The 23,796-nt window shown below is 66.0% G+C and carries 19 protein-coding genes and 1 pseudogene; 16 read left to right on the plus strand and 4 right to left on the minus strand.

Features of this window, described 5'->3' with window-relative positions:
• The first annotated feature begins 61 nt into the window (after positions 1-61).
• The 5 genes and pseudogenes from ahcY to lpqB all read left to right on the plus strand — a co-directional run bounded on the left by ahcY (position 62) and on the right by lpqB (position 6,510).
• Positions 62-1,534, plus strand: a complete 1,473-nt coding sequence (gene ahcY, locus OK015_RS08090) for an adenosylhomocysteinase (protein WP_268130570.1) — start codon at positions 62-64, stop codon at positions 1,532-1,534.
• A 19-nt stretch (positions 1,535-1,553) separates the two neighbouring features.
• Positions 1,554-2,193, plus strand: a pseudogene (locus tag OK015_RS08095) (dTMP kinase); the annotation flags it as partial.
• An 84-nt stretch (positions 2,194-2,277) separates the two neighbouring features.
• Complete coding sequence (gene mtrA, locus OK015_RS08100) at positions 2,278-2,964, plus strand: two-component system response regulator MtrA (RefSeq protein ID WP_067925378.1); 687 nt, start codon at positions 2,278-2,280, stop codon at positions 2,962-2,964.
• Between the two features lie 100 nt (positions 2,965-3,064).
• Positions 3,065-4,756, plus strand: coding sequence for an MtrAB system histidine kinase MtrB (gene mtrB, locus OK015_RS08105; RefSeq protein WP_268130577.1), 1,692 nt, complete (start codon positions 3,065-3,067; stop codon positions 4,754-4,756).
• Positions 4,756-6,510, plus strand: coding sequence for an MtrAB system accessory lipoprotein LpqB (gene lpqB, locus OK015_RS08110; protein ID WP_268130578.1), 1,755 nt, complete (start codon positions 4,756-4,758; stop codon positions 6,508-6,510). The genes mtrB and lpqB overlap by 1 nt, the downstream gene beginning before the upstream one ends.
• A gap of 3 nt (positions 6,511-6,513) precedes the next feature.
• Here the strand turns inward: lpqB and OK015_RS08115 are convergent, their stop codons facing one another.
• Positions 6,514-7,545, minus strand: coding sequence for a class I SAM-dependent methyltransferase (locus tag OK015_RS08115; RefSeq protein ID WP_268130579.1), 1,032 nt, complete (start codon positions 7,543-7,545; stop codon positions 6,514-6,516).
• Between the two features lie 13 nt (positions 7,546-7,558).
• On the minus strand, positions 7,559-8,983 hold the full coding sequence (locus OK015_RS08120; RefSeq protein WP_268130580.1) for an FAD-binding oxidoreductase: 1,425 nt from the start codon (positions 8,981-8,983) through the stop codon (positions 7,559-7,561).
• Between the two features lie 228 nt (positions 8,984-9,211).
• On the opposite strand from OK015_RS08120, the gene OK015_RS08125 reads away from it, so the two are divergent.
• Positions 9,212-10,249 (plus strand): AraC family transcriptional regulator, encoded by a 1,038-nt coding sequence (locus OK015_RS08125; protein WP_268130582.1) that lies wholly within the window; start codon positions 9,212-9,214, stop codon positions 10,247-10,249.
• Here the strand turns inward: OK015_RS08125 and OK015_RS08130 are convergent.
• Positions 10,246-11,226: an AraC family transcriptional regulator gene (locus tag OK015_RS08130; RefSeq protein WP_268130584.1), complete on the minus strand. Its 981-nt coding sequence runs from the start codon at positions 11,224-11,226 to the stop codon at positions 10,246-10,248. The two genes, OK015_RS08125 and OK015_RS08130, sit on opposite strands and share 4 nt — an antisense overlap.
• A 216-nt stretch (positions 11,227-11,442) precedes the next feature.
• Between OK015_RS08130 and OK015_RS08135 the strand changes: the two genes are divergently transcribed.
• The 7 genes from OK015_RS08135 (at position 11,443) to OK015_RS08165 (ending at position 20,164) form a co-directional block, all read left to right on the plus strand.
• Positions 11,443-12,330 (plus strand): Crp/Fnr family transcriptional regulator, encoded by an 888-nt coding sequence (locus OK015_RS08135; RefSeq protein WP_268130586.1) that lies wholly within the window; start codon positions 11,443-11,445, stop codon positions 12,328-12,330.
• A 46-nt stretch (positions 12,331-12,376) separates the two neighbouring features.
• Entirely contained in the window at positions 12,377-13,345 is a 969-nt protein-coding gene (locus tag OK015_RS08140) for a nitronate monooxygenase (protein WP_268132530.1), read from the plus strand.
• Between the two features lie 263 nt (positions 13,346-13,608).
• Positions 13,609-14,241, plus strand: coding sequence for a ComF family protein (locus OK015_RS08145; RefSeq protein WP_268130588.1), 633 nt, complete (start codon positions 13,609-13,611; stop codon positions 14,239-14,241).
• Positions 14,242-14,588: 347 nt separating this feature from the next.
• On the plus strand, positions 14,589-15,263 hold the full coding sequence (gene hpf / locus OK015_RS08150; RefSeq protein WP_442791277.1) for a ribosome hibernation-promoting factor, HPF/YfiA family: 675 nt from the start codon (positions 14,589-14,591) through the stop codon (positions 15,261-15,263).
• A gap of 136 nt (positions 15,264-15,399) precedes the next feature.
• A complete protein-coding gene (gene secA, locus OK015_RS08155; RefSeq protein WP_268130592.1) occupies positions 15,400-18,249 on the plus strand; it encodes a preprotein translocase subunit SecA in 2,850 nt (949 codons plus the stop codon).
• A gap of 270 nt (positions 18,250-18,519) precedes the next feature.
• Positions 18,520-19,002 carry a cation:proton antiporter regulatory subunit gene (locus OK015_RS08160; RefSeq protein ID WP_268130593.1) on the plus strand — a complete coding sequence of 161 codons (483 nt, stop codon included), beginning with the start codon at positions 18,520-18,522 and terminating at the stop codon, positions 19,000-19,002.
• A 4-nt stretch (positions 19,003-19,006) separates the two neighbouring features.
• Positions 19,007-20,164, plus strand: a complete 1,158-nt coding sequence (locus tag OK015_RS08165; protein WP_268130594.1) for a cation:proton antiporter — start codon at positions 19,007-19,009, stop codon at positions 20,162-20,164.
• Positions 20,165-20,168: 4 nt separating this feature from the next.
• Here the strand turns inward: OK015_RS08165 and OK015_RS08170 are convergent, their stop codons facing one another.
• Positions 20,169-20,711 carry an Rv3235 family protein gene (locus tag OK015_RS08170; RefSeq protein ID WP_268130595.1) on the minus strand — a complete coding sequence of 181 codons (543 nt, stop codon included), beginning with the start codon at positions 20,709-20,711 and terminating at the stop codon, positions 20,169-20,171.
• Between the two features lie 180 nt (positions 20,712-20,891).
• Between OK015_RS08170 and OK015_RS08175 the strand changes: the two genes are divergently transcribed.
• The 3 genes from OK015_RS08175 to OK015_RS08185 are packed head-to-tail and all read left to right on the plus strand — an operon-like array spanning position 20,892 to position 23,736.
• Complete coding sequence (locus OK015_RS08175; RefSeq protein ID WP_268132532.1) at positions 20,892-22,301, plus strand: WS/DGAT/MGAT family O-acyltransferase; 1,410 nt, start codon at positions 20,892-20,894, stop codon at positions 22,299-22,301.
• Between the two features lie 44 nt (positions 22,302-22,345).
• Positions 22,346-23,209, plus strand: a complete 864-nt coding sequence (ppk2, locus tag OK015_RS08180) for a polyphosphate kinase 2 (RefSeq protein ID WP_268130596.1) — start codon at positions 22,346-22,348, stop codon at positions 23,207-23,209.
• A 2-nt stretch (positions 23,210-23,211) separates the two neighbouring features.
• Complete coding sequence (locus OK015_RS08185) at positions 23,212-23,736, plus strand: DUF6912 family protein (protein WP_268130597.1); 525 nt, start codon at positions 23,212-23,214, stop codon at positions 23,734-23,736.
• Positions 23,737-23,796: the final 60 nt, after the last annotated feature.

Consider the following 23,796-nt stretch of genomic DNA (forward strand, 5'->3'; position numbering starts at 1 on the left):
AAGCCACGTAGTCCGCTCGTTGCCCTTGAGCCCCCTGAGCCGCAGAAGGAACAGACACGCCATGACCGAAAGCTCGCTGACGCCCGACGTTCGTAACGGCATCGACTTCAAGATCGCCGATCTGTCGCTTGCGGAGTTCGGCCGTAAAGAGCTGGACCTGGCCGAGTACGAGATGCCCGGCCTGATGGAGTTGCGTCGCGAGTACGCCGAGGTGCAACCGCTGAAGGGGGCCCGGATCTCGGGCTCGCTGCATATGACCGTGCAGACCGCGGTGCTGATCGAGACGCTGACCTCGCTGGGCGCCGAGGTGCGCTGGGCCTCGTGCAACATCTTCTCGACGCAGGACCACGCGGCGGCCGCGGTCGTCGTCGGTCCGCACGGCACGCCGGAGGAGCCCAAGGGTGTTCCGGTGTTCGCCTGGAAGGGTGAGACGCTCGAGGAGTACTGGTGGGCCGCCGAGCAGATGCTGACCTGGCCGGACCCGGACAAGCCCGCCAACATGATCCTCGACGACGGCGGCGACGCCACCATGCTGGTGCTGCGCGGCGCGCAGTACGAGAAGGCCGGCGTGGTGCCGCCCGCCGAGGAGGACGACTCCGCGGAGTGGAAGGTCTTCTTGAACCTGCTGCGGAGCCGGTTCGAGACCGACAAGGGCAAGTGGACCAAGATCTCCGAGTCGGTCAAGGGTGTCACCGAGGAGACCACCACCGGCGTGCTGCGCCTTTACCAGTTCGCCGCGGCCGGTGACCTGGCGTTCCCGGCGATCAACGTCAACGACTCGGTGACCAAGTCCAAGTTCGACAACAAGTACGGCACCCGGCACTCGCTGATCGACGGCATCAACCGCGGCACCGACGCGCTGATCGGCGGCAAGAAGGTCCTCATCTGCGGCTACGGCGACGTCGGGAAGGGCTGCGCGGAGGCGGTCAAGGGCCAGGGCGCCCGGGTCGTCGTCACCGAGATCGACCCGATCAACGCGCTGCAGGCGCTGATGGAGGGCTTCGACGTCGTGACGGTCGAGGAGGCGATCGGCGACGCGGACATCGTCGTGACCGCCACCGGCAACAAGGACATCATCTCGCTCGAGCACATGAAGGCGATGAAGGACCACGCCATCCTGGGCAACATCGGTCACTTCGACAACGAGATCGACATGGCGGCGCTGGAGCGCTCGGGCGCCACGCGGCTCAACATCAAGCCGCAGGTCGACCTGTGGACGTTTGGCGACTCCGGCAAGTCGATCATCGTGCTGTCCGAGGGTCGGCTGCTGAACCTGGGTAACGCCACCGGGCACCCGTCGTTCGTGATGAGCAACAGCTTCGCCAACCAGACGATCGCCCAGATCGAGCTGTGGACCAAGAACGACGAGTACGACAACGAGGTGTACCGGCTGCCCAAGCACCTCGACGAGAAGGTGGCCCGCATCCACGTCCAGGCGCTGGGTGGCACCCTCACCAAGCTGACCAAGGAGCAGGCCGAATACCTCGGCATCGACGTCGAAGGCCCGTACAAGCCGGACCACTACCGCTACTGACGAGCTTCGGGCTCGCGGCGTGCTGATCGCGATCGAGGGCGTCGACGGCTCCGGCAAGCGGACGCTGACCGAAGGGTTGCAGGCAGCTCTCGAGCGCGCGGGCAGGTCGGTGGCCACGATGGCCTTCCCGCGCTATGGGCAGTCGGTGACCGCCGACATCGCGGCCGAGGCGCTGCACGGCGAGCACGGGGACCTCGCGTCATCGGTGTTCGCGATGGCGATGCTCTTCGCGCTCGATCGCGCCGGCGCGATCGAGGACATCGAGCGGCTCACGCGCCACCACGACGTGCTGATTCTCGATCGCTACGTCGCCTCCAACGCGGCCTATAGCGCCGCGCGCCTGCATCAGGACGCGACAGGAGAAGCGGCCGCCTGGGTGCACGCGCTGGAGTTCCAGCGGCTCGGGTTGCCCGCGCCCGATTGGCAGGTGCTGCTCGGGGTGTCCGCCGAGCTGGCCGGACAGCGGGCCCGTCGCCGGGCCGAGACCGATCCGCTGCGGCCACGCGACAGCTACGAACGCGACGACGGGCTTCAGCAGCGCACCCGTGCGGTGTACGCCGGACTCGCCGACGCGGGCTGGGGCGGGCGGTGGCTGGTGGTCGATGCGGACGTCGATCCGGGGCGCTTGGCGGCCGATTTGACCTCCAAATAAGCCGCGAATAGCACAGATTTGTCACGATTCGCCCTTATCGAAGAAGAAACGCCCGTGTGGCGCCCGAGTTTTGTCCCGATCTGGTGACACCATGGACGCCATGAGGCAAAGGATTCTGGTCGTCGATGACGACGCTTCGCTTGCGGAGATGCTGACCATCGTTCTTCGTGGGGAGGGTTTCGACACTGCGGTCATCGGTGATGGCACGCAGGCTCTGACCGCGGTGCGCGAGCTGCGGCCCGACCTGGTGCTGCTGGACCTGATGCTGCCCGGCATGAACGGCATCGATGTATGCCGGGTGTTGCGCGCCGATTCCGGCGTTCCGATTGTGATGCTCACCGCCAAGACCGACACCGTCGATGTGGTGCTCGGTCTGGAGTCGGGGGCCGACGACTACATCATGAAGCCGTTCAAGCCCAAGGAGCTGGTCGCCCGGGTGCGGGCGCGGCTGCGTCGCAATGACGACGAGCCCGCCGAGATGCTCTCCATCGCCGACGTCGAGATCGACGTGCCGGCGCACAAGGTCACTCGTAACGGCGAGCAGATCTCGCTGACGCCGCTGGAGTTCGACCTGCTGGTAGCGCTGGCACGCAAACCGCGTCAGGTGTTTACTCGTGATGTGCTGCTCGAACAGGTGTGGGGATATCGCCACCCAGCGGATACCCGCTTGGTGAATGTGCACGTCCAGCGTCTGCGGGCCAAGGTCGAGAAGGACCCGGAGAACCCGACTGTGGTGTTGACCGTTCGAGGAGTGGGTTACAAGGCCGGACCTCCGTGATCCGCGCCGGCGACGATGCAGAGCGCAGCGATGCTGAGGAGCGGCGCTTATGCACTGTCGGCGCCGGTGTAAGACGTCGCGACGGTGAGGAGCAGCGCCATTGATTTGGGGCTCGCGGCGACGTATTCACGGTCACCGCTGGGGGCGCACCGGCCCCGTGACTCGGGGCATGAGTGCGTTGAGTCGAGCCGTCGGCGTTGCCTGGCGCCGTTCGCTGCAACTGCGAGTCGTGGCACTCACTCTCGGACTGTCGTTGACGGTGATCCTGGCGCTCGGCTTCGTGCTGACCAGCCAGGTCACCAACCGGGTGCTTGACGTCAAGGTCAAGGCGGGTATCGAGCAGATCGACCGGGCGCGCACCACTGTCGGCGGGATCGTCAACGGCGAGGAGACGCGCTCGCTGGACAGCAGCCTGCAGCTGGCCCGTAACACGTTGACGTCGAAAACCGACCCGGCCTCGGGCGCCGGTTTCGCCGGCGCATTCGACGCGGTGCTGATGGTGCCGGGCGACGGCCCGCGGCCCGCGACCTCGGCCGGCCCGGTCGATCAGGTGCCGGCCTCGTTGCGCGGCTTCGTCAAGGCCGGGCAGGCGGCCTACCAGTACGCCACGGTGCACACGGAAGGCTTCTCGGGGCCCGCGCTGATCATCGGTACGCCGGCGTCGTCGCAGGTGGCCAACCTGGAGTTGTACCTGATCTTTCCGTTGGCCAGCGAGCAAGCCACGATCACGCTGGTGCGCGGCACGATGATCACCGGCGGCGCGGTGCTGCTGGTGTTGCTGGCCGGGATCGCGCTGCTGGTCTCGCGTCAGGTGGTGGTGCCGGTGCGCTCGGCATCGCGGATCGCCGAACGGTTCGCCGAGGGGCATCTGTCCGAACGGATGCCGGTGCGCGGTGAAGACGACATGGCGCGGCTGGCGGTGTCGTTCAACGACATGGCCGAGAGCCTGTCGCGGCAGATCACGCAGCTCGAGGAGTTCGGCAACCTGCAGCGTCGGTTCACCTCCGATGTCAGTCACGAACTGCGCACTCCGCTGACCACGGTGCGGATGGCCGCCGACTTGATCTACGACCACAGTTCCGAACTGGACCCCACCCTGCAGCGCTCCACCGAGCTGATGGTCAACGAGCTCGATCGCTTCGAGTCGCTGCTCAGCGACCTGTTGGAGATCTCCAGGCACGACGCCGGTGTGGCCGAATTGTCCGTGGAGGCAGTCGATTTGCGCACGACGGTGCAGAGCGCGCTGGGCAATGTGGGCCACCTGGCCGAGGACGCCGGCATCGAGCTGCTGGTGGACATGCCCGACGAAGAGGTGATCGCCGAGGTGGATCCGCGGCGGGTGGAGCGCATCCTGCGCAATCTGATCGCCAACGCCATCGACCACGCCGAGCACAAACCGGTGCGGATCCGGATGGGGGTCGACGAGGACACCGTCGCCGTCACGGTCCGTGACTTCGGGGTCGGGCTGCGGCCCGGCGAGGAGAAGCTGGTGTTCAGCCGGTTCTGGCGGTCGGACCCGTCGCGGGTGCGGCGCTCCGGGGGCACCGGGCTGGGGTTGGCGATCAGCGTCGAGGATGCGCGGCTGCACCAGGGCCGGCTGGAGGCGTGGGGCGAGCCCGGTCAGGGTGCCTGCTTCCGGCTGACCCTTCCCATGATCCGCGGTCACAAGGTCACGACCAGTCCGTTGCCGATGAAACCGATTCCGCAGCCGGCACCGCCGGACGGGGCGCCCGGTCAACCATCGGGCAAAGAGCGGCCGCGCCAACATGAGCACGCCGAGAGGGGCGGGTGATGCGGCGGCTTTACGTCGCGCTGCTGGCGATGCTGCTCGCCGGCTGTGCGGGAGTGCCCAGCACGTCGGCGCCGCAAGCCATCGGCACCGTCGAACGTCCGGCGCCGTCGAACCTGCCCAAGCCGACCCCCGGCATGGATCCCGACGTGCTGCTGCGCGAATTCCTCAAGGCCACAGCCGATCCGGCCAACCGGCATTTGGCGGCGCGGCAGTTCCTCACCCAGTCGGCGTCCAATGCCTGGGATGACGCCGGTAGCGCGCTGCTGATCGACCACGTGGTGTTCGTCGAAACCCGGGGCGCCGAACGGGTTTCGGCGACCATGCGGGCCGACATCCTGGGCTCGCTGTCCGACGTCGGGGTTTTTGAAACGGCCGAGGGGATACTGCCCGACCCGGGACCGATCGAGTTGGTCAAGACGTCCGGCGGCTGGCGGATCGACAAGCTGCCCAATGGCGTTTTCCTGGACTGGCAACAGTTTCAGGCGACCTACAAGCGCAACACCCTGTACTTCGCCGACCCGACCGGGAAGACGGTGGTACCCGACCCGCGCTATGTCGCGGTCGCCGATCACGATCAGCTGGCCACCGAACTCATGTCCAAGCTGCTGGCCGGACCCAGGCCCGAGATGGCTCACACCGTCCGCAACCTGCTCGCCCCGCCGCTGCGGCTGCGGGGGCCGGTGACCCGGGCCGACGGCGGCAAGAACGGGATCGGGCGCGGTTACGGCGGCGCACGCATCGATTTGCAGAAGCTCTCCACCACCGATCCGCACAGTAGGCAACTACTTGCCGCACAGATCATTTGGACGTTGGCCAGAGCCGACATCCGGGGCCCGTATGTGATCAACGCCGACGGGGCACCGCTGGATGACAGGTTCGCCGAAGGGTGGACCACCTCCGACGTCGCCGCCACCGACCCGGGCGTGGCCGACGGTGCCGGCGCGGGGCTGCACGCGCTGATCAACGGATCGCTGGTCGGCCTGGACGGGCAGCATTCCACCACGGTGCCCGGCGCCTTCGGCCGGATGGGTGACCAGACGCTCGCTGCGTTGTCCCGCAGCGGGCGGCAGGTGGCGTCGGTCGTGACCCTGCACCGCGGCGCCCCGGACATGGCGGAGTCGCTGTGGATCGGTGATCTCGGTGGCGAGGCGGTGCAATCCGCCGACGGGCACAGCCTGTCGCGTCCCAGCTGGTCGCTGGACGACGCGGTCTGGGTGGTGGTGGACGGCAACAACGTGCTGCGGGCCATTCAGGAACCGGCGTCCGGACAACCCGCGCGCCTCCCGGTGGATTCCGGGGCGTTGGCGAGCAAATTCCCGGGGCCGATCACCGACCTGCAATTGTCCCGGGACGGCACGCGGGCGGCGATGGTGATCGGCGGCGAGGTCATTCTCGCCGGTGTCGAGCAGACGCAGGCCGGGCAGTACGCGCTGACTTACCCCCGGCGGTTGGGTTTCGGGCTGGGCAACACGGTGGTGTCCTTGTACTGGCGCACCGGCGACGACATGGTGGTAACGCGCAATGACCTTGCGCATCCGGTTTCGTACGTGAACCTTGACGGGGTGAACTCCGACGCGCCCGCGCACGGTTTGCAGATTCCGCTGACCGCGATCGCGGCCAACCCGTCGACCGTCTACGTCGCCGCTCCGCAAGGCGTGCTGCAGTATTCGGCGTCCGCTTCGGAAAGCCAGCAGACCTGGTCGGACGTGCCGGGCCTGATGACCGGTGGCGCCGCTCCGGTGCTGCCGGGATAACCGCTAGATCTTCGTCGCGATCTGTAGGCCGATATCGCCGCCGCTCAGCGTGACCGGCTCGGCTGCGGGCTGCAGTCCCGCATCACGCTGCCATCCCGCGGTGTCACTCGCGGTCCAAGTCCCGGATCGGCTGGTGACCCCGAAGTACAGCTCGTTGAGTGCGGCGAATTGGCTTGCACCGTAACCTGGTTCGAGTCGCAAGGGCTCGATCATCGCAAAGACACCGCGCGGTCGCAGTGCCCGCCCCAATCGCCGGAACAGCATGGCGTTCTCGGCCGCACTGAGGTGGTGTGCGAGATTGCACAGCAGCACCACGTCGTAGGACTCGACACCGAAATCGTGGGTCAGCGCGTCGGCTTCGAGGTGGGCTACGCGAGCGCCCATCTGCTCCGTGGCCAACAGCGGCGCCGAAACCCGGACCGCTTCGGGCAGGTCCAGGACCACCGAACGCAAGTGGGGATGACGCCGGCACAGCGCAACCGAGTAGTGGCCGTGCGAGCCGCCGACGTCGATCATGTCGGTGGCGCCGCTCGGCACCGGGATGACTTCCGCGACTTCATGCGCCGTCAGGCCGGCCAGGGCCCGCATGGATCTTTGGTAGTGGTCCCACTGCACACCGGTCATGGTCTGGTGCAGTTCGAGGGGGACACCGGTGCGCACATAGTCTTCGACGTGCGTCATGAGCTCCCATTCGTCGAACGCGAACAGCACCACGTCGACTATCGAGCGGGGACTTCCCGTCAGCAACCAGGTGCGCGCGTTCGGCGTCAACGTGTACCGGCCATCGCAATATTGCAGGTAATCCGACCCGGCCAGGGCGACTAGCAGCTTCTGCGTTGCGACAGTGTCTGTCCCGCACCGCCGGGCGATTTCGGCGGGCGTCGCCGCCTCCCGGCTCAACGACTCGAACACGCCGAGTTTGGTCGCGGCCATGATCGCGCGCGCAAGGGCCATTGCGTAGTGGGTTCCGAAGAATGGCAACGGTAGTTGGCGGGACGCCAGTGCCTTCCATTCCGCCGGGTCATCAGGAATCATACCCAGGTGCACGTTAGGCGTGCCGTTCAATCATGTTGGCGGGAACAATGTTCGGGTTGCTGTTGAAGATGTTGTCCGGATCGTATCTGGCCTTGATTCTGGCCAGACGCTCGTACTTGCCGTTGCGGTAGGCTTCCCGCACGCAAGCGTCGTCGTCGTAGGCCAGAAAATTCGAGTAGATTCCGCCACTGTGCCAGTTGGAAGTCGTTGCGAAAGTTTCTCGTGCCCAATCGATATGGGGCCGGCCGTCGTCGTCGGGGTGCCACCGGGTCAGCACATTCAAAAAGTGATCGGCGTGACGATCCGGAAACGCGGTGTCGTCTTCGGCCGGCCGATCCTGGGCGCCGTGCTGGTAAGAGATCTCCAGCACCGAAATCTCTGAAGGCAGCCGTTGCGCCGAGTCGATCAACGCGCCGATACAGTCGCCGGTGATTTCACCGAGATAACCGCCTTTGGTGTAGTTGCAGGCGCCGGCGCCGAGCAAGCCATCGTTGACCGATTGCAGTTGGAGGAAAGGCGTCGCCTGAATGCCTGAGAACACTTGTGGCGCACCGCTGAACAGTTCCCGGTTGATCGATGGGGCATCCGCGGCGTCGCCGGTCCACACGCTGACCATCACGCACACCGGCGCGCCGACCACATCGTCGGGCACACCCGGCTCGGCGAAGGCGCGCCGCAGATACACCACGACCTTCAGATCATCGGGCGCGCTTCGCATCATCTGGTCGTAGTGTGCGATCGCGTCGGCCGCCTGGTCCAGGCGATATAGCGCGGTGCCGACCGGAAGTGGTTGGGTGACAACGTGTGTTGCAAACTCGAACTCGGTGACGACGCCGAAGTTGGTTCCCGCGCCGCGCAGGCCCCAATACAGGTCAGGATTCTCGTTCACGCTGGCGCGGACGGCGCTGCCGTCGGCCAAAATCACTCGCGCCGAAATCAGGTTGTCGCAGGTGAGGCCGTACTTTCGGGTCAGCCAGCCGGTGCCGCCGCCCAGTGCCAGGCCGGCCACCCCGGTCTCTGACATCACACCGGCCGGCGTTGCCAGACCGTGGATCTGCGTCGCCCGGTCCATATCGGCGAGCCGGCAGCCGCCACCGACCCGTACGGTCCTCGCCTCGGGGTCCACGGTGACCTGGCGCATCCGGCCGAGATCGATGACGACACCGTTATCGATCATGGAATGCCCTGCGACGCTGTGGCCGCCGCCTCGGACGGTGAGGGGAGCGGCGTGCTCACGCGCGAATTCGATTGCGATGACGACATCGGCATCGGTGTGGCAGCGGACGACCACTGCGGGGTGGCGGTCGATCATTGCGTTCCAGATGCGGCGGGTTTGCTGATACTCCGGGTGTCGACAGTGCACGATGTCACCAGCCAGCCGAGCGTCCAACGTGCCAAGTTGCTGATCCGAAAAGCGCTGAACAGGAACTGATTCCATGCCGATCAAGGGCACCCTTCCGGTCTCGACTAAGGGGTCGCTCGGCACGATACCCACGCTAGACCGTAGTGGCGAGCCCCCGGCTCGGCTAGCCTGATTACGCAGCTGATCGGCCGGATTGCGCACGGCCCCAAGCGCAGCATGGCGGCCTCGAGTTCAGCAACGTTAGCTTGTTGGTGCGTGGGTGCGGAAGGGACATCAGTGGATTGGGGGGAGGAAGGCGACCGAGTGACGCAACTACCGACAGCGGACGCTTCGGATGTACATATCTGGAAGCAGGCGAAGAAGTTCGAAGACTTTGCCACGGTGTGCTGCGGCCGACTCCACATGCATCTGTTGAACGATCCCGACTCATTCTCGTTGTCCCACCGGGTGGGCCGAATCGGTGCGGCGACCGTGACCGAAGTCGCCATCGGGTCGGAACTGGCGCTGGATGCCGGCGAGGCGTGTGGCGCCTACCGAATCGTTGTGCTGCGGTCGGGACGCGCCGAGGGGCGATACCGCAACCTCACCTTCACCGGCGGGCCCGGTTGTGCCATGGTATATCCCCCGCAGGGACGCGTCGTGGGGCGATGGGGCGCCGGCAGCAGATTGATCTCTTTCAAGCTCGAGTGTTCCGCGGTCCACGATGCGCTCAGCGATGCACTCGGCTGGCAGGTGATGTCTCAGCCCGATTTCATGCCGGTCATGTCAACCGATTCGGCCACGACCCGAACCTGGATCAATATGATGGCTCTGTTCAAGGACCAGGTCTTCCGGCCCGACAGCGTGCTAACTCAACCGCTGGTCGGATTGCCGTTCGTCGACAGCCTGGTCCGCGGGTTTCTGCTGGCTGCCGATCATCCCCATCGTGAGGCTCTGACGAAAGACGTACGGCTGTTTGCGCCGCGTGCGATTCGTTCCGCAATCGAAATCATCGAAGAAGAAGCGCATTTGCCGTTGACGTTGACGTCGATCGCCACGCGTACCCACATCAGTGTCCGTACGCTGCAACAGGGATTCCAGCGCCACCTCGATACGTCGCCGATGGCATATCTGCGCGAGGTCCGGCTGCGCCGAGCACACCAGACGCTGCTGAGGTCGGATCCCTCGACGGTGACGGTTGCTTCGGTTGCCTACCGATGGGGCTTCAGCAATCTCGGCAGGTTCGCCGCGGCGCACTCCGCCCGTTACCGCGAGACGCCGACGGAGACCTTGCGCCGCAGGACATTCCACCGCCTCACCGCCGAAGAACGGGTTCAGGTCAGAACGGTGCGGCGGAGCTAGGCTCGGCTACTCAGCCGGGAGGAATTTCTGGGCGCGCGGAATTGTGTGCGGCGCAAGGACTCCGACGGAGACTCGCCGTACTGCTTGGCATGCGCGGCGGCGAATCGTCCCGGATTGGTAAAGCCCCATCGGTAGGCGACCGCGGACACGGTGACCGACGAGGGGTCCGAATCGAGCAATTCCTGGTGTGCTCGGCGCAGCCGCACTTGCCGCAGATACTCCATAGGTGAAACATCCAGATGACTGCGAAAGCCCTGCTGTAGCGAGCGGGCGCTGACGTGGGTCCGCGCGGCGAGCGCCGAGACCGTCAACGGCAGGTGCGCCTCCGTGTCGATGATCTCGAGCGCGGCGCGGATAGTGCGCGGTGCCGGCTGGAGCGCGTCTGCCGCGACGGCATCGCGGTCGGGGTGATCGACGGCCAGCAGGAATCCACGGATCAGACTGTCGGCGAACGGCAATGCGACCAACGGCTGAGTGAACAGGCCATCCGGACGGGAGATCTGCGTGTAGAACAGCAACAACATGTTGATCCAGTCGCGGCCCGCTGCCGTCGTGGTCGGCATGAACGGTGCAAGATCGAGTTGCGACGTCACCTGCCGGCCCAGCGTGTCGCTCAGCGCATCTTCGACAGCGCTGCGATCGAGCTTCACCCCTAGCATCCGGGTGCCCGCCGTCCATCGCGCCGCGGTGTGACCCTCCGGTTGGTACACACCGACAGTGCCCGGCCCCGCGCGATGGAACGAACCCCGGTGCGTCGACTCGAAACAACCCGCTTGCACGACGTTGACGCGGTACCCGCTGCATCGCTCACCGCAATCCAGCGACGTGTCGGTTCGGACAACGAGTTGGGAGAGAATGACCGGACCGATGCGACCCGCGCGTTGGCCGAGGGAAAACGAATCTGGATTGCTGCGCAATGTGACGTGGGGTTCGCGGCAGCACAGGACGGCGAAGTCGTCGAGCGCTTTCGCCGTCATCCCTGCACTGCCATCCGAAGTGGCAGCTGGCCGTCGGTGGGTCATGCTCTGTTGAGAGTACGCTCGCCGGTGGCCGCGGGCATCTGGGAGAGCGCCGCTTGCGCATTTTGGCTAGAACTGTGCGTGCGGTGGCTCGGCGAGTGGGCGACGCAATCTGTCCTGTAGGCCGCGCCCGGCGGCTACCCTATTTGCGTTGTCCCGCATAGCGTTAAGGGCGTGCATAGTCCCGCTGCGATCGCTCTCGCGCCGATGTTCATGGCGGTCGCGTTGTTGTGGTGGGAGACGACCAGCCTCATCGGGCTGGGGTTAGACAAGAAGCGGCACGACGGAAAAGTGTCGGATGCGCAGCCGTTGGTCGCAACCGAGAGTTCAGCTGCGCCGCCGGGCCCGGAGCATGGCGAGGCGCACGGCGCGCTGATCGCGTCCGGAATATTCAGCAGGACGAGTCCCGACACAGTCACCGCCTTGTCCAAGGCGCTGCATCCCGAGCGCATCTCTGCTGGGTGTGTCATGGGCGCTCATAGCGACTTCGGGGGCTGCGTTTACGTGATCATCTCCGGAAAGGTCAAGGTTTCTTACCAGCGCCGCGACGGTGGTGAGATCGTGCTGAGGATTCTGGGACCATCGGAAATCTTCGGCGCCATAGCGCTTTTCGATCCCGGACCGCAAGACATGAGCATGACCACGCTCACCGACGTGCTGGCGGTGCCGATTGCCCGCGACCAGCTCCTGACGTGGATGGCCGAACGCCCGGAGGTTTGCGATCAGGTGCTGCGTCTGTTCGCGCGGTGGGTGAAAGCGATAACGAATTCGCTGGTCGACTTCGCGTTCGCCGACGCGCAGGGTCGCGTCGCGAGCCGGTTGTTGGACCTGAGGAAACGCTTTGGCCAGCAGGACGGTGACGTCGTGCGGGTGGTGCACGATCTCACCGCGGACGACTTTTCGCGTCTCGCCGGCGTCGATCCGGAGTCGATCGCAGCGACGTTACGTGGATTCGAGGCCAACGGCTGGATACGTCTGGAGGACCACAGCATCGTCATCGTCGACGGGCAGGCCCTTAGTCAGGTGCGAAGGGTACGTATGGGGGAGGTTTGTGGTGTTTGATCGGTTTGCGTTGGGAGATCTGGGTGTTCGAGTGCTCGGCGCGCCGATGGCGGGCGGTCCGTCGACGCCGGCGTTGGCCGCCGCCATTTCCAATGGCGGCGGTCTGGGATTTCTCGCGGGGGGCATGATATCCGCGGAAGAATTGGCCGACTCGATCCTCGCGGCACGCAGGCTGACATCCGGCCCACTGGGAGTCAATCTGTTTGTGCCGCAAGCTCCGCTGGCCGCCAGCCAAGAGCTGGAAGCGTTCGCGAGAGCGCTCGAGGACGAGGCCGAACACTACGGCGTCGCGCTGGGTGAACCGCACGATGATGACGACGAGTACGCGGCAAAGCTCGATGTGGTGTGCGATCTGCGGCCGGAGGTGGTTTCCTTCACCTTCGGTTCGCCGAGCGAGGCGGCTTGCCGTCGGCTCAGTGACGCCGGCATCCTGACTCTCGCCACGGTGACGACTGTTCGAGAAGCGTTGATCGCGATCAGCTTTGGAGCGAATGCGCTGGTGGCGCAGGGTCCGGATGCGGGTGGGCATCGGGCCACGTTCGACGCGCGCACCACGCCCCCCGGCGATCCTCTCGACGATCTGGTCCCAACGCTGGTCGCCTGCTTCGACTGCCCTGTCGTCGCGGCCGGGGGATTGGGGACTCCAGCGGCTGTGCGACGTGCGCGCGATCTCGGCGCCACCGCGGTGCAGCTTGGCACGGCATTCTTGCTCGCCGACGAAGCCGGCACCAACCCGGTGCACCGCGCGGCATTGCGTGATCCGCAGTTCACCGAGACCGTGATGACGCGAGCGTTCACCGGGCGGTACGCACGTGCATTGCGAAATCGATTCGTCGACAAGCACGACGCTCACGCGATATTCGGGTTTCCCCACGCCGCCATGATCACCGGCCCCATCCAGGCGGCCGCGGTGAAGCTGGGCGACCCACACGGTGTCGGCATGTGGACCGGCGCTGCTTTCCGCAATGTCCGAGCGGGCTCGGCCACCGACATCGTGCAAGAGCTGGCGGGCTGACGGCCGGCGCGGCGTACGAGAGAGCGTGGCTCTAGGCCTAGACGTCGACCCGGCAGCGGGTTCGGTGACCGACGCGTTCGGCGGGTAGGCGGCCTACATGTTGGACACCGTCGCCACGCCCCGGACCCAACCGACGGATGACTTTCTTAGGTCCTCGTCAATGCCGAAGTCGATGGGCACCAAGCTGTCCGTCATCGCGAAGACGAACGGATGGCGGGGCCGCGCGGACGGGTGATGTCACCCCTACCGGCGACACTGACGTCGTGCTCGATTTGATCCTGCCGCTGGAATGCGGAGGCTGCGGGGTGCCGTCGACCCGCTGGTGCGGCGCGTGCGCCACGGAGCTGGTCGTCAAGCCCGACGAACCGCACCTGATCAGTCCGCGCATCGACCCGCGCGCGCCGGTGTTTGCGCTCGGCCGCTATGCCGGTGCCCGTCGCCAGGCGATTCTCGCGGTGAAGGAGCGCGGGCGCGCCGACCTGGTCGCGCCGCTGGCCCAGGCGCTGGCGGTCGGCGTACACCGGCTGCTGTCCTGGGGCATCATCGAAACCCCGTTGACGATCGTGCCCGCGCCGACCCGGCGCTCGGTGGCGCGCCGGCGCGGCGGCGATCCCGTCACCCGGTTGGCGGCGGCTGCGACCGCCCGACACCCGGACGTCACTGTCGTGGCGGCGTTGCGCATGAAGGCGCTGACCCGCGACTCGGTGGGCCTGGGCACTGCCGAGCGGGAACGCAATGTCGCGGGCCGGGTGCAGCTGCGGGGCCGGCGGCCGCACACCGAGGTCCTGCTCGTCGACGACATCGTCACCACGGGCGCTACCGCGGGTGAGTCGGTACGGATTCTGTCCGCGGCCGGAGTTCGGGTCAGCGCGGTGTTGGCGATCGCAGTCGCCTGAATCGGCGAATCTCGGCGTAAACCAGTGAAATTGCCAAGAAGACGTGAAGAACTCGCTACGGGTTCGTCAAATCGGTGGCACGGCGAGGCGAACACGAGCTAACGTCGAGGACAACCTTCAACAACTCTTCGGGACCCGCTGGTTCCGATTCACGGGCCGCGATTGCCCAGGTTGAGACGCCACTTGCGGAGGGGGTGAGTAATCGACACCTTGCACCGGCGGGCTGCCTGCGGCGGTCACTCTTCTAGACCGCTCCCACCCCGTCGGCGCTTTCTGGAGAAAGCCGGCACGCAGGGCGCGTGCGACGTGAAAAGAGAAATGAGTTGTCACGTATGTCAAGGCTAACCGTGGATTCCACTCAGCTTCTGGACGAACCTCCGGTCGGAATCGATACGCAAGAACCGACAGCCACCGCCGAGGTCGTCTTCAAGGGGCGCAATGTCGAGATTCCGGATCACTTCCGGGTGTACGTCTCGCAGAAACTCGCCCGCTTGGAACGATTCGACAAAACCATCTACCTCTTCGACGTCGAACTCAAGCATGAACGCAACCGTCGCCAACGTAAGTCCTGTCAGCGCGTGGAGATCACCGCGCGGGGCCGTGGGCCAGTAGTCCGCGGCGAGGCGTGTGCCGACAGCTTCTATTCCGCGCTCGAGTCCGCGGTGGTCCGGCTGGAGAGCCGGCTGCGCCGCGGCAAGGATCGCCGCAAGGTGCATTACGGCGAAAAGACCCCGGTTTCCCTGGCCGAGGCCACCGCGGTGGCGCCGCCGCCGGAGAAGGCCTTCCGCGACAACGCGGAGCCGCACCAACACGACGCCCGCGACGACGATCTAGACCATCAGCCGGGGCGGGTGGTGCGCACCAAAGAACACGAAGCCACCCCGATGTCGGTTGACGACGCGCTCTACGAGATGGAACTCGTCGGACACGACTTCTTCTTGTTCTACGACAAGCAAACCGAGAGGCCATCCGTCGTGTATCGCCGTCACGCCTATGACTACGGACTGATCAGGCTCTCCTGACGGGTCGTCAGGCGGCGACCCGCTACGCCCGGCAGTGCCGCGCTCGCGATCGCCGCGTCGCCGGTCATCACGGGGTCGTCCCCTACCATGGGAGTCGCTCGAAAGAAGAAGACTCCTACCAACAGGGGACCTAGCTGTGCTGTCGAAGTTGCTGCGCCTTGGTGAAGGTCGCATGGTCAAGCGCCTCCGGAAGGTGGCCGACTATGTCAACACCTTGTCCGACGACGTCGAGAAACTCTCCGACGCCGAGCTGAGAGCCAAGACCGACGAGTTCAGGAAGCGACTCGAACAGGGCGAAGAACTCGATGACCTGCTGCCCGAGGCATTCGCGGTGGCTCGCGAAGCCGCCTGGCGGGTGCTGGACCAGCGCCCGTTCGACGTTCAGGTGATGGGTGCCGCCGCCCTGCACCTGGGCAATGTCGCCGAGATGAAGACGGGTGAGGGCAAGACCCTGACCTGTGTATTGCCGGCCTATCTCAACGCGCTGGCCGGCAACGGGGTGCACATCGTCACCGTCAACGACTACCTGGCCAAACGCGACAGCGAGTGGATGGGCCGGGTGCACCGCTTCCTCGGCCTGCAGGTCGGGGTGATTCTGGCGAACATGACCCCGGACGAGCGCCGGGTGGCCTACAACGCCGACATCACCTACGGCACCAACAACGAATTCGGCTTCGACTACCTGCGCGACAATATGGCGCACTCGGTCGACGACATGGTGCAGCGCGGACACACCTTCGCCATCGTCGACGAGGTGGACTCCATCCTGATCGACGAGGCACGCACGCCGCTGATCATCTCCGGACCCGCCGACGGCGCGTCCAACTGGTACCTCGAGTTCGCCCGGCTGGCCCCACTGATGGAAAAAGACACCCACTACGAGGTAGACCTGCGCAAACGCACCGTCGGTGTGCACGAACTCGGGGTCGAGTTCGTCGAGGACCAGCTCGGCATCGACAACCTGTACGAGGCCGCCAACTCACCGCTGGTCAGCTACCTGAACAACGCCCTGAAGGCAAAGGAACTGTTCAACCGCGACAAGGACTACATCGTCCGCGACGGCGAGGTCCTCATCGTCGACGAGTTCACCGGTCGCGTGCTGATCGGTCGTCGCTACAACGAAGGCATGCACCAGGCCATCGAGGCCAAGGAGCACGTCGAGATCAAGGCCGAGAACCAGACGCTGGCCACGATCACGCTGCAGAACTACTTCCGGCTCTACGACAAGCTGGCCGGGATGACCGGTACCGCCCAGACCGAGGCGGCCGAGCTGCACGAGATCTACAAGCTCGGCGTGATCCCCATCCCCACCAATAAGGAAATGATCCGCGAAGACCAGTCCGACCTGATCTACAAGACCGAGGAAGCCAAATACATCGCGGTGGTCGACGACGTTTCCGAACGCTACGAGAAGGGCCAGCCGGTCCTGATCGGTACCACCAGCGTCGAGCGCTCGGAATACCTGTCGCGACAGTTCCAGAAGCGGCGCATCCCGCACAACGTGCTCAACGCGAAGTATCACGAGCAGGAAGCCGGCATCATCGCGGTGGCCGGCCGCCGGGGCGGTATCACCGTCGCCACCAACATGGCCGGCCGCGGTACCGACATCGTGCTGGGCGGCAACGTCGACTTCCTCACCGACCAGCGACTGCGGGCCCGGGGCCTCGACCCGGTGGAGACGCCCGACGAGTACGAAGCGGCCTGGCACGAGGAACTGCCGAAGGTCAAGGAGGAGGCCACTGCCGAGGCCGCCGAGGTGATCGCGGCCGGCGGCCTGTATGTGCTGGGCACCGAACGCCACGAGTCGCGCCGCATCGACAACCAGCTGCGTGGTCGTTCCGGCCGACAGGGTGACCCGGGCGAGTCGCGCTTCTATCTGTCGCTGGGTGACGAGCTGATGCGCCGGTTCAACGGTGCCGCCCTGGAATCGTTGTTGACGAGGCTGAACCTGCCCGACGATGTGCCGATCGAAGCGAAGATGGTCACCCGGGCCATCAAGAGCGCCCAAACCCAGGTCGAGCAGCAGAACTTCGAGGTCCGCAAGAACGTCCTCAAGTACGACGAGGTAATGAACCAGCAGCGCAAGGTGATCTACGCCGAGCGCCGCCGCATTCTCGAGGGCGAGAACCTGCAGGAGCAGGCTTTCGACATGGTCCGTGATGTCATCACCGCCTACGTGAACGGCGCGACAACCGAAGGCTATGCCGAGGATTGGGACCTCGAGGCGTTGTGGTCGGCGCTCAAGACGCTGTACCCGGTCGGGATCGACCACGAGTCGCTCACGCGTCGGGACGCGGACTCCGAGCATGATGATCTCACTCGCGAGGAGCTGCTGGATGCACTGGTCAAAGACGCCGAACGGGCATATGCCGCAAGGGAATCCGAACTGGAGGAGATCGCCGGCGAAGGTGCGATGCGCCAGCTGGAACGCAACGTCTTGCTCAATGTGATCGACCGCAAGTGGCGCGAGCACCTCTATGAGATGGACTACCTCAAGGAGGGGATCGGGCTGCGCGCGATGGCGCAGCGCGACCCGCTGGTCGAATACCAGCGCGAGGGCTACGACATGTTCATGGCCATGCTCGACGGCATGAAGGAGGAGTCGGTCGGCTTCTTGTTCAACGTGAGCGTGGAGGCGGTGCCCGCTCCGCAGGTCGCGCCGGTGCAGGCGCCGGAGGGCCTGGCGGAATTCGCGACTGCCGCCGCGGCCGCCGAAGAGCAGGACGACACCTCCGCCCCGACGCCCACCGCGGTGCGTGAACAGGCGCCAAGCACGTTGCGCGCCAAGGGTATCGACAACGAGGCACCGGCTCTGACGTATTCCGGTCCGGCCGAGGACGGTTCGGCCGAGGTCCAGCGCAACGGCGGTGGCGCACAAAAGACTCCGGCGGGTGTGCCCGCCGGTGCCAGCAGGCGCGAGCGGCGCGCCGCCGCCCGGCAGCAAGGCCGGGGCGCCAAGCCGCCGAAGTCGGTCAAGAAGCGCTAGCCTGCTTCCCCGTCGCCGAGCGTGCGGCTGGCCGCCCGTTCGTCGTCGAGTGTGCGGCTGGCCGCTCCCTCGCGCGAGAAACATCCCCATTTCGTCGCCGAAAGGTGCAGGCGCTGGTGACCATCGCCTGCTGCTTGTCCTCGGACACGGCCCCTCTACCGCCGCGCGGCTGGGAGTTACCCCCACCCGCTTGCGGGGGGGATATGAGGTCGGTCTGTATGGCGGCAATCTTTGCGGTATTTCGTTGCGAGTTCCCGGTATGTTGCGGATATGGATGTCAAGGAGGTGTTGCTGCCCGGCGTCGGGCTGCGGTACGAGTTCGTCAGCCACAAGGGCGACCGGATCGGCATCATCGCACGGCGCGGCGGCGACTTCGACGTCGTCCTGTATGGCTCCGACGACCCGGACCAGGCACGGCCGGTGTTCCACCTGACCGACGAAGAGGCCGATACCGTCGCCCAGATTCTGGGCGCTCCCCGCATCGCCGAGCGGTTCACCGAGCTGACCCGCGAAGTGCCGGGCCTCGAGGCGGGCCAGGCCAATGTCGAGCCGGGCAGTCCGTTCGTCGACCGTCCGTTGGGTGACACCCACGCTCGCACCCGCACCGGGGCGTCGATTGTCGCGATCGTGCGCGACGAGGATGTGCTCGCCTCACCGGGCCCGGCGGAAATGTTGCGCGAGCGAGACGTCTTGATCGTCATCGGCACCGACGAAAGCATCGCCTCGGTCCAGCGGATCGTCGACAAAGGCTGAGCCAATGCAAGTTTCGGGGGCGCTGTTATTTCAGCTAGGCGCCCTCCTGACCGCACTGGCGGTGCTGGGGGCGGTTTCGCGGCGATTCGCGCTGTCTCCGATACCGGTCTATCTGATGGCGGGTCTTTCGCTGGGCAAAGGCGGCATCTGGCCGGTGGCCGCCGCCGGCGAGTTCGTCACGACGGGCGCGCCCATCGGCATCGTATTGCTCTTGCTGACCCTGGGCCTGGAGTTCTCTGCCACGGAATTCACCGCCAGCTTGCGTCACCACCTGCCGTCAGCCGGTGTCGATGCGGTCCTCAACGCCACGCCCGGAGCGGTGGCGGGCTGGCTGTTGGGCTTCGACGGTATCGCGACCCTGGCCCTGGCCGGCGTCACCTACATCTCCTCCTCGGGTGTGATCGCGCGCCTGCTCGAGGACCTGCGCCGGCTCGGTAACCGCGAAACGCCGGCCGTGCTGTCGGTGCTGGTGCTCGAGGACTTCGCGATGGCCGCCTACCTGCCGCTGTTCGCCGTGCTCGCCTCTGGCGGCACCTGGCTGGAGGCGGTCGGCGGGGTTGCCGTGGCGCTCGGTGCCCTCGTCGCGGCGTTCGCTGGCTCCTATCGCTGGGGCCACCACGTGGGCCGGCTGGTGGCGCATCCCGATTCCGAGCAGCTGTTGCTGCGGGTCCTGGGCCTCACCCTGCTGGTCGCGGCGCTGGCCGAATCGCTGCACGCTTCGGCCGCCGTCGGCGCGTTCCTGGTCGGGCTCACCCTGACCGGTGGCACCGCGCAACGGGCGCGCAAGGTGCTGGGTCCGCTGCGGGATCTTTTCGCCGCGATCTTCTTCGTGGCGATCGGTCTGCAGGTGGACCCGAAGGAGCTGGTCCCGATGCTGCCGGTCGCGCTGATGCTGGCCGCGGTCACCGCGGCGACGAAGGTGGCCACCGGTATCTTCGCTGCCCGGCGCGACGGCGTGGCCCGCCGCGGGCAATTGCGCGCCGGCACCGCACTCGTCGCCCGGGGCGAGTTCTCGCTGATCATCATCGGATTGGCCGGTGCGGCGATCCCCGCCGTGGCCGCGCTGGCGACGGCGTATGTGTTCGTGATGGCGATCCTGGGTCCGGTGCTGGCCCGGTTCTCCGGCGCCCCGGCGCCCGAGGGAGCCGGATCACCGGTCTAGCGCGTCAACCGATGTGCAGGGCAACCACCTGCCACCGGACTCCAGTGCTGGTGGGCAGCTTCTCCACCCGGGCGGCAATGGCGTGGATCCGGTCCCCGCGGCTGTAGGAGGCGAACACCTCGGCGGCGCTCTCCGGATCCCGGCAACCGGCCGGTTGCAGCCGCATCCGGCGCAACACCGCGGCGCCCTGGCATCCGGCGGCGGACCGGCTGACCGACTGCACGGAGTCGGCCAGGCCGGGCACCAGCAGCGGCCGGAGTTGGGTGAGCGGACGGCGGCGGTCGATGACTTCCAGCACCCGGCGCAAGGCGGCGTCGGCGAAGATCGCCGCCTCGCGCATCGCCGCGGACCACGCCGTCGGTTCCGGTCGCCGGACGGCCCGCTTGGTGTAGGGCCGGCGCGGCCCGGCGCCGGCTCGGCGTACCACGGTGGACTGCCGGCACGGCGCGGCGTTGCGCGACACATCTCGCGGCGGCGGTTCGTACTCGACGACGGGAACGACGGCGAAAGCGTCACGGTGAGCGGGGTTTACGGGACTGACGGTCAACGCGCACTCTCCAAGTCATCGGTGAACGAGCGGCCTGCAGGAGAGTGACAGACAATTGGTCTTTCAATTGCCGGTCATCATCGCACAATTCGACATCGCGCGTACCCGCGCCTTGTTCGGCCCTGGCCGACGATTACCGTGGGCGAGAACCCGAAGGAAACCAAGGAGGCCAGGCCCGCAATGGTGACCCGGTTGTCCCCAGCGGACGCTTCCTTCTACCGGCTGGAGAACAGCGCCACCCCGATGTACGTCGGATCGCTGTCCATCCTGCAGCGCCCGCGCGCCGGACTGAGCTACGAGACGGTGCTGGCCGCCGTCGAACGCCGACTGCCGCAAATACCGCGCTACCGCCAGAAGGTCCGCGAAGTGCGCGTCGGCATGGCCCGGCCGGTGTGGATCGACGACGCCGATTTCGACGTCACCTACCACGTGCGGCGCTCGGCGCTGCCCTCGCCGGGCAGCGAGGAGCAGCTACACGAACTGATCGCCCGGCTGGCCGCACGGCCGCTGGACAAGACGCGGCCGCTGTGGGAGATGTACCTGGTCGAGGGCTTGGCCAAAAACCGGGTCGCCATCTACACCAAGTCGCACCAGGCGCTGATCAACGGGATGAGCGCGCTGGAGATCGGCCACGTGATCGCCGACCGGACGCGGCATCCGGCGCCGTTCCCCGAGGACATCTGGATCCCGGAACGAGAACCCGGCTCGACCCGGCTGCTGGTGGGGGCGCTCACCGACTGGATGGTGGGGCCGGGCACGCAGCTGCAGGCGGTCGGCTCCGCGGTAGCCGGGTTGGCCACCAACTACGGCGAGCTGCTGAACGTGGGCCGCCGGGTCTACGACGTAGCGCGCACCGTCGCGCGCGGCACCGCACCCAGTAGCCCCCTCAACGCCAGGGTTTCGCGCCATCGGCGGTTCACCGTCGCCCGCGGAAGTCTCGAGGACTACCGCGCGGTGCGGGCACGCTATGACTGCGACATCAACGATGTGGTGCTGGCCGTCATAACCGGCGCGTTGAGCAATTGGTTGATGTCCCGCGGGGAAGGGGTGTCATCGAGCGCGACTATTCGGGCGATGGCACCGCTTTCGGTTTATGCCGAGGACCAACACGATTCGACGGGCCCCGGCCAGATGATCAGTCAGGTCACTCCGTTTCTGGTCGACCTGCCGGTGGGTGAGCGCAACGCGGTGGTGCGGCTGTCGCAGATTGCGCACGCCACCGAATCGAATCCCTCGGCCGCTCGTCTGGTCGACGCCCGGACCATTGTGACGCTGTCGGGCTTCGCGCCACCGACCCTGCACGCGATGGGCATCCGGGTTGCGACCAGCTTCTCGGCGCGGCTGTTCAACTTGTTGATCACCAATGCGCCTGGAGCCCAGTCGCAGATGTACGTCGCCGGTACCAAACTGCTGGAGACCTACTCGGTACCGCCGCTGCTGCACAATCAGGCGCTGGCCATTGGTGTGACGTCCTACAACGGCACGCTGTATTTCGGAATCAATGCAGACCGCGACGCGATGAGCGACGTCGACCTGCTGCCGGCGTTGTTGAAGCAATCACTCGAGGAACTTCTCGACGCTTCCCGCTAGTTGTTGGCGGTGAAAATTGGTGTGTGGGGATACCATTCGTTGCTGTGAGTACCTCGAACGACGGCGCGCCGACAAAGGCCAAGAAAAAGAAATCGGCTGCGCGGGCCGCACCTAGGCTCTCCGATGCCGTCTATACGGCCGAATTATTCCGGCTACAAACGGAATTCGTGAAGCTGCAGGAGTGGGTGCGGCATTCCGGTGCACGAATCGTGGTCCTCTTCGAAGGCCGGGATGCCGCGGGCAAGGGCGGTGCCATCAAACGGATCACCGAGTACCTGAGCCCCCGAACCGCCCACATCGCCGCGTTGCCGGTACCCACTGACCGGGAACGCGGCCAGTGGTACTACCAGCGGTATATCGCCCATCTGCCTGCCAAGGGCGAAATCGTGCTGTTTGACCGGTCGTGGTACAACCGCGCGGGCATCGAAAAAGTCATGGGATTCTGCACGCCGCAAGAACATGCGCTGTTTTTGCGACAGACTCCGATATTCGAGCAGATGCTGATCGATGACGGGATTCTGCTGCGCAAGTACTGGTTTTCGGTTTCCGAAGCCGAACAGCTACGCCGTTTCAGGTCGCGCCGCAACGACCCCGTCCGACGCTGGAAACTGTCCACGATGGACCTGGAATCGGTGTATCGATGGGAGGACTATTCGCGCGCCAAAGACGAGATGATGGTGCACACCGATACGCCGGTAAGCCCTTGGTACGTCGTGGAATCCGATATCAAGAAACGTGCGCGGCTCAACATGATGCACCACCTGCTGTCCAGCATCGAGTACCACGATGTCGAAGAGCCGAAGGTCGACCTGCCGGAACGTCCGGTTGTCAGCGGTAACTACCAGCGCCCGCCGCGCGAGCTGTCGAGGTATGTCGACGACTACGCGGCCAGTTTGATCGAGAGCTAGCGATGGGCGCTGGTGCGATCCAGGTCTACATTCCGGCCACGTTGGCGATGCTGCAGCAGCTTGTCGCCGATGGCTCGTTGTGGCCCGTCAACGGCACCGCATTCGCGGTGACACCGAAACTGCGTGAGGCCTATGCGGAGGGCGATGACGACGAACTCTCGGACGTGGCGCTGCGTGAGGCGGCGTTGGCCTCGCTGCGTCTGTTGGCTGCCCATGACGCCGGGGGAGCCGACGGGCCGACGCGGCCGCGACGCGTCGTGCTGGCCGCCGAAGTCGATGACGTCACCTTGCGTCCCGATCTCGACGATGCGGTGGTCAGACTGGCCGGTCCCGTCCCGATGGACCGGGTGATCGCGGCCTACGTCGACAACTCCGGCGCGGAGGAGGCTGTCGTGCGGGCGATTGAGGCGATCGACGCCGCCGACTTGGGGGATGAGGATGCCGACCTGATCGTCGGCGACGCGCAGGACCACGATTTGGCCTGGTACGCGAACCAGGAGCTGGCGTTCCTGCTCGACTTGCTGTGAGTGCAACGACGCGCCGCCGAATGTGATGAAATCGCGCCCGCGAGCCTGGCAAAGATACCG

The organism is Mycobacterium sp. Aquia_216 (assembly GCF_026723865.1).
In the GTDB taxonomy this organism is placed as follows: Bacteria; Actinomycetota; Actinomycetes; order Mycobacteriales; family Mycobacteriaceae; genus Mycobacterium.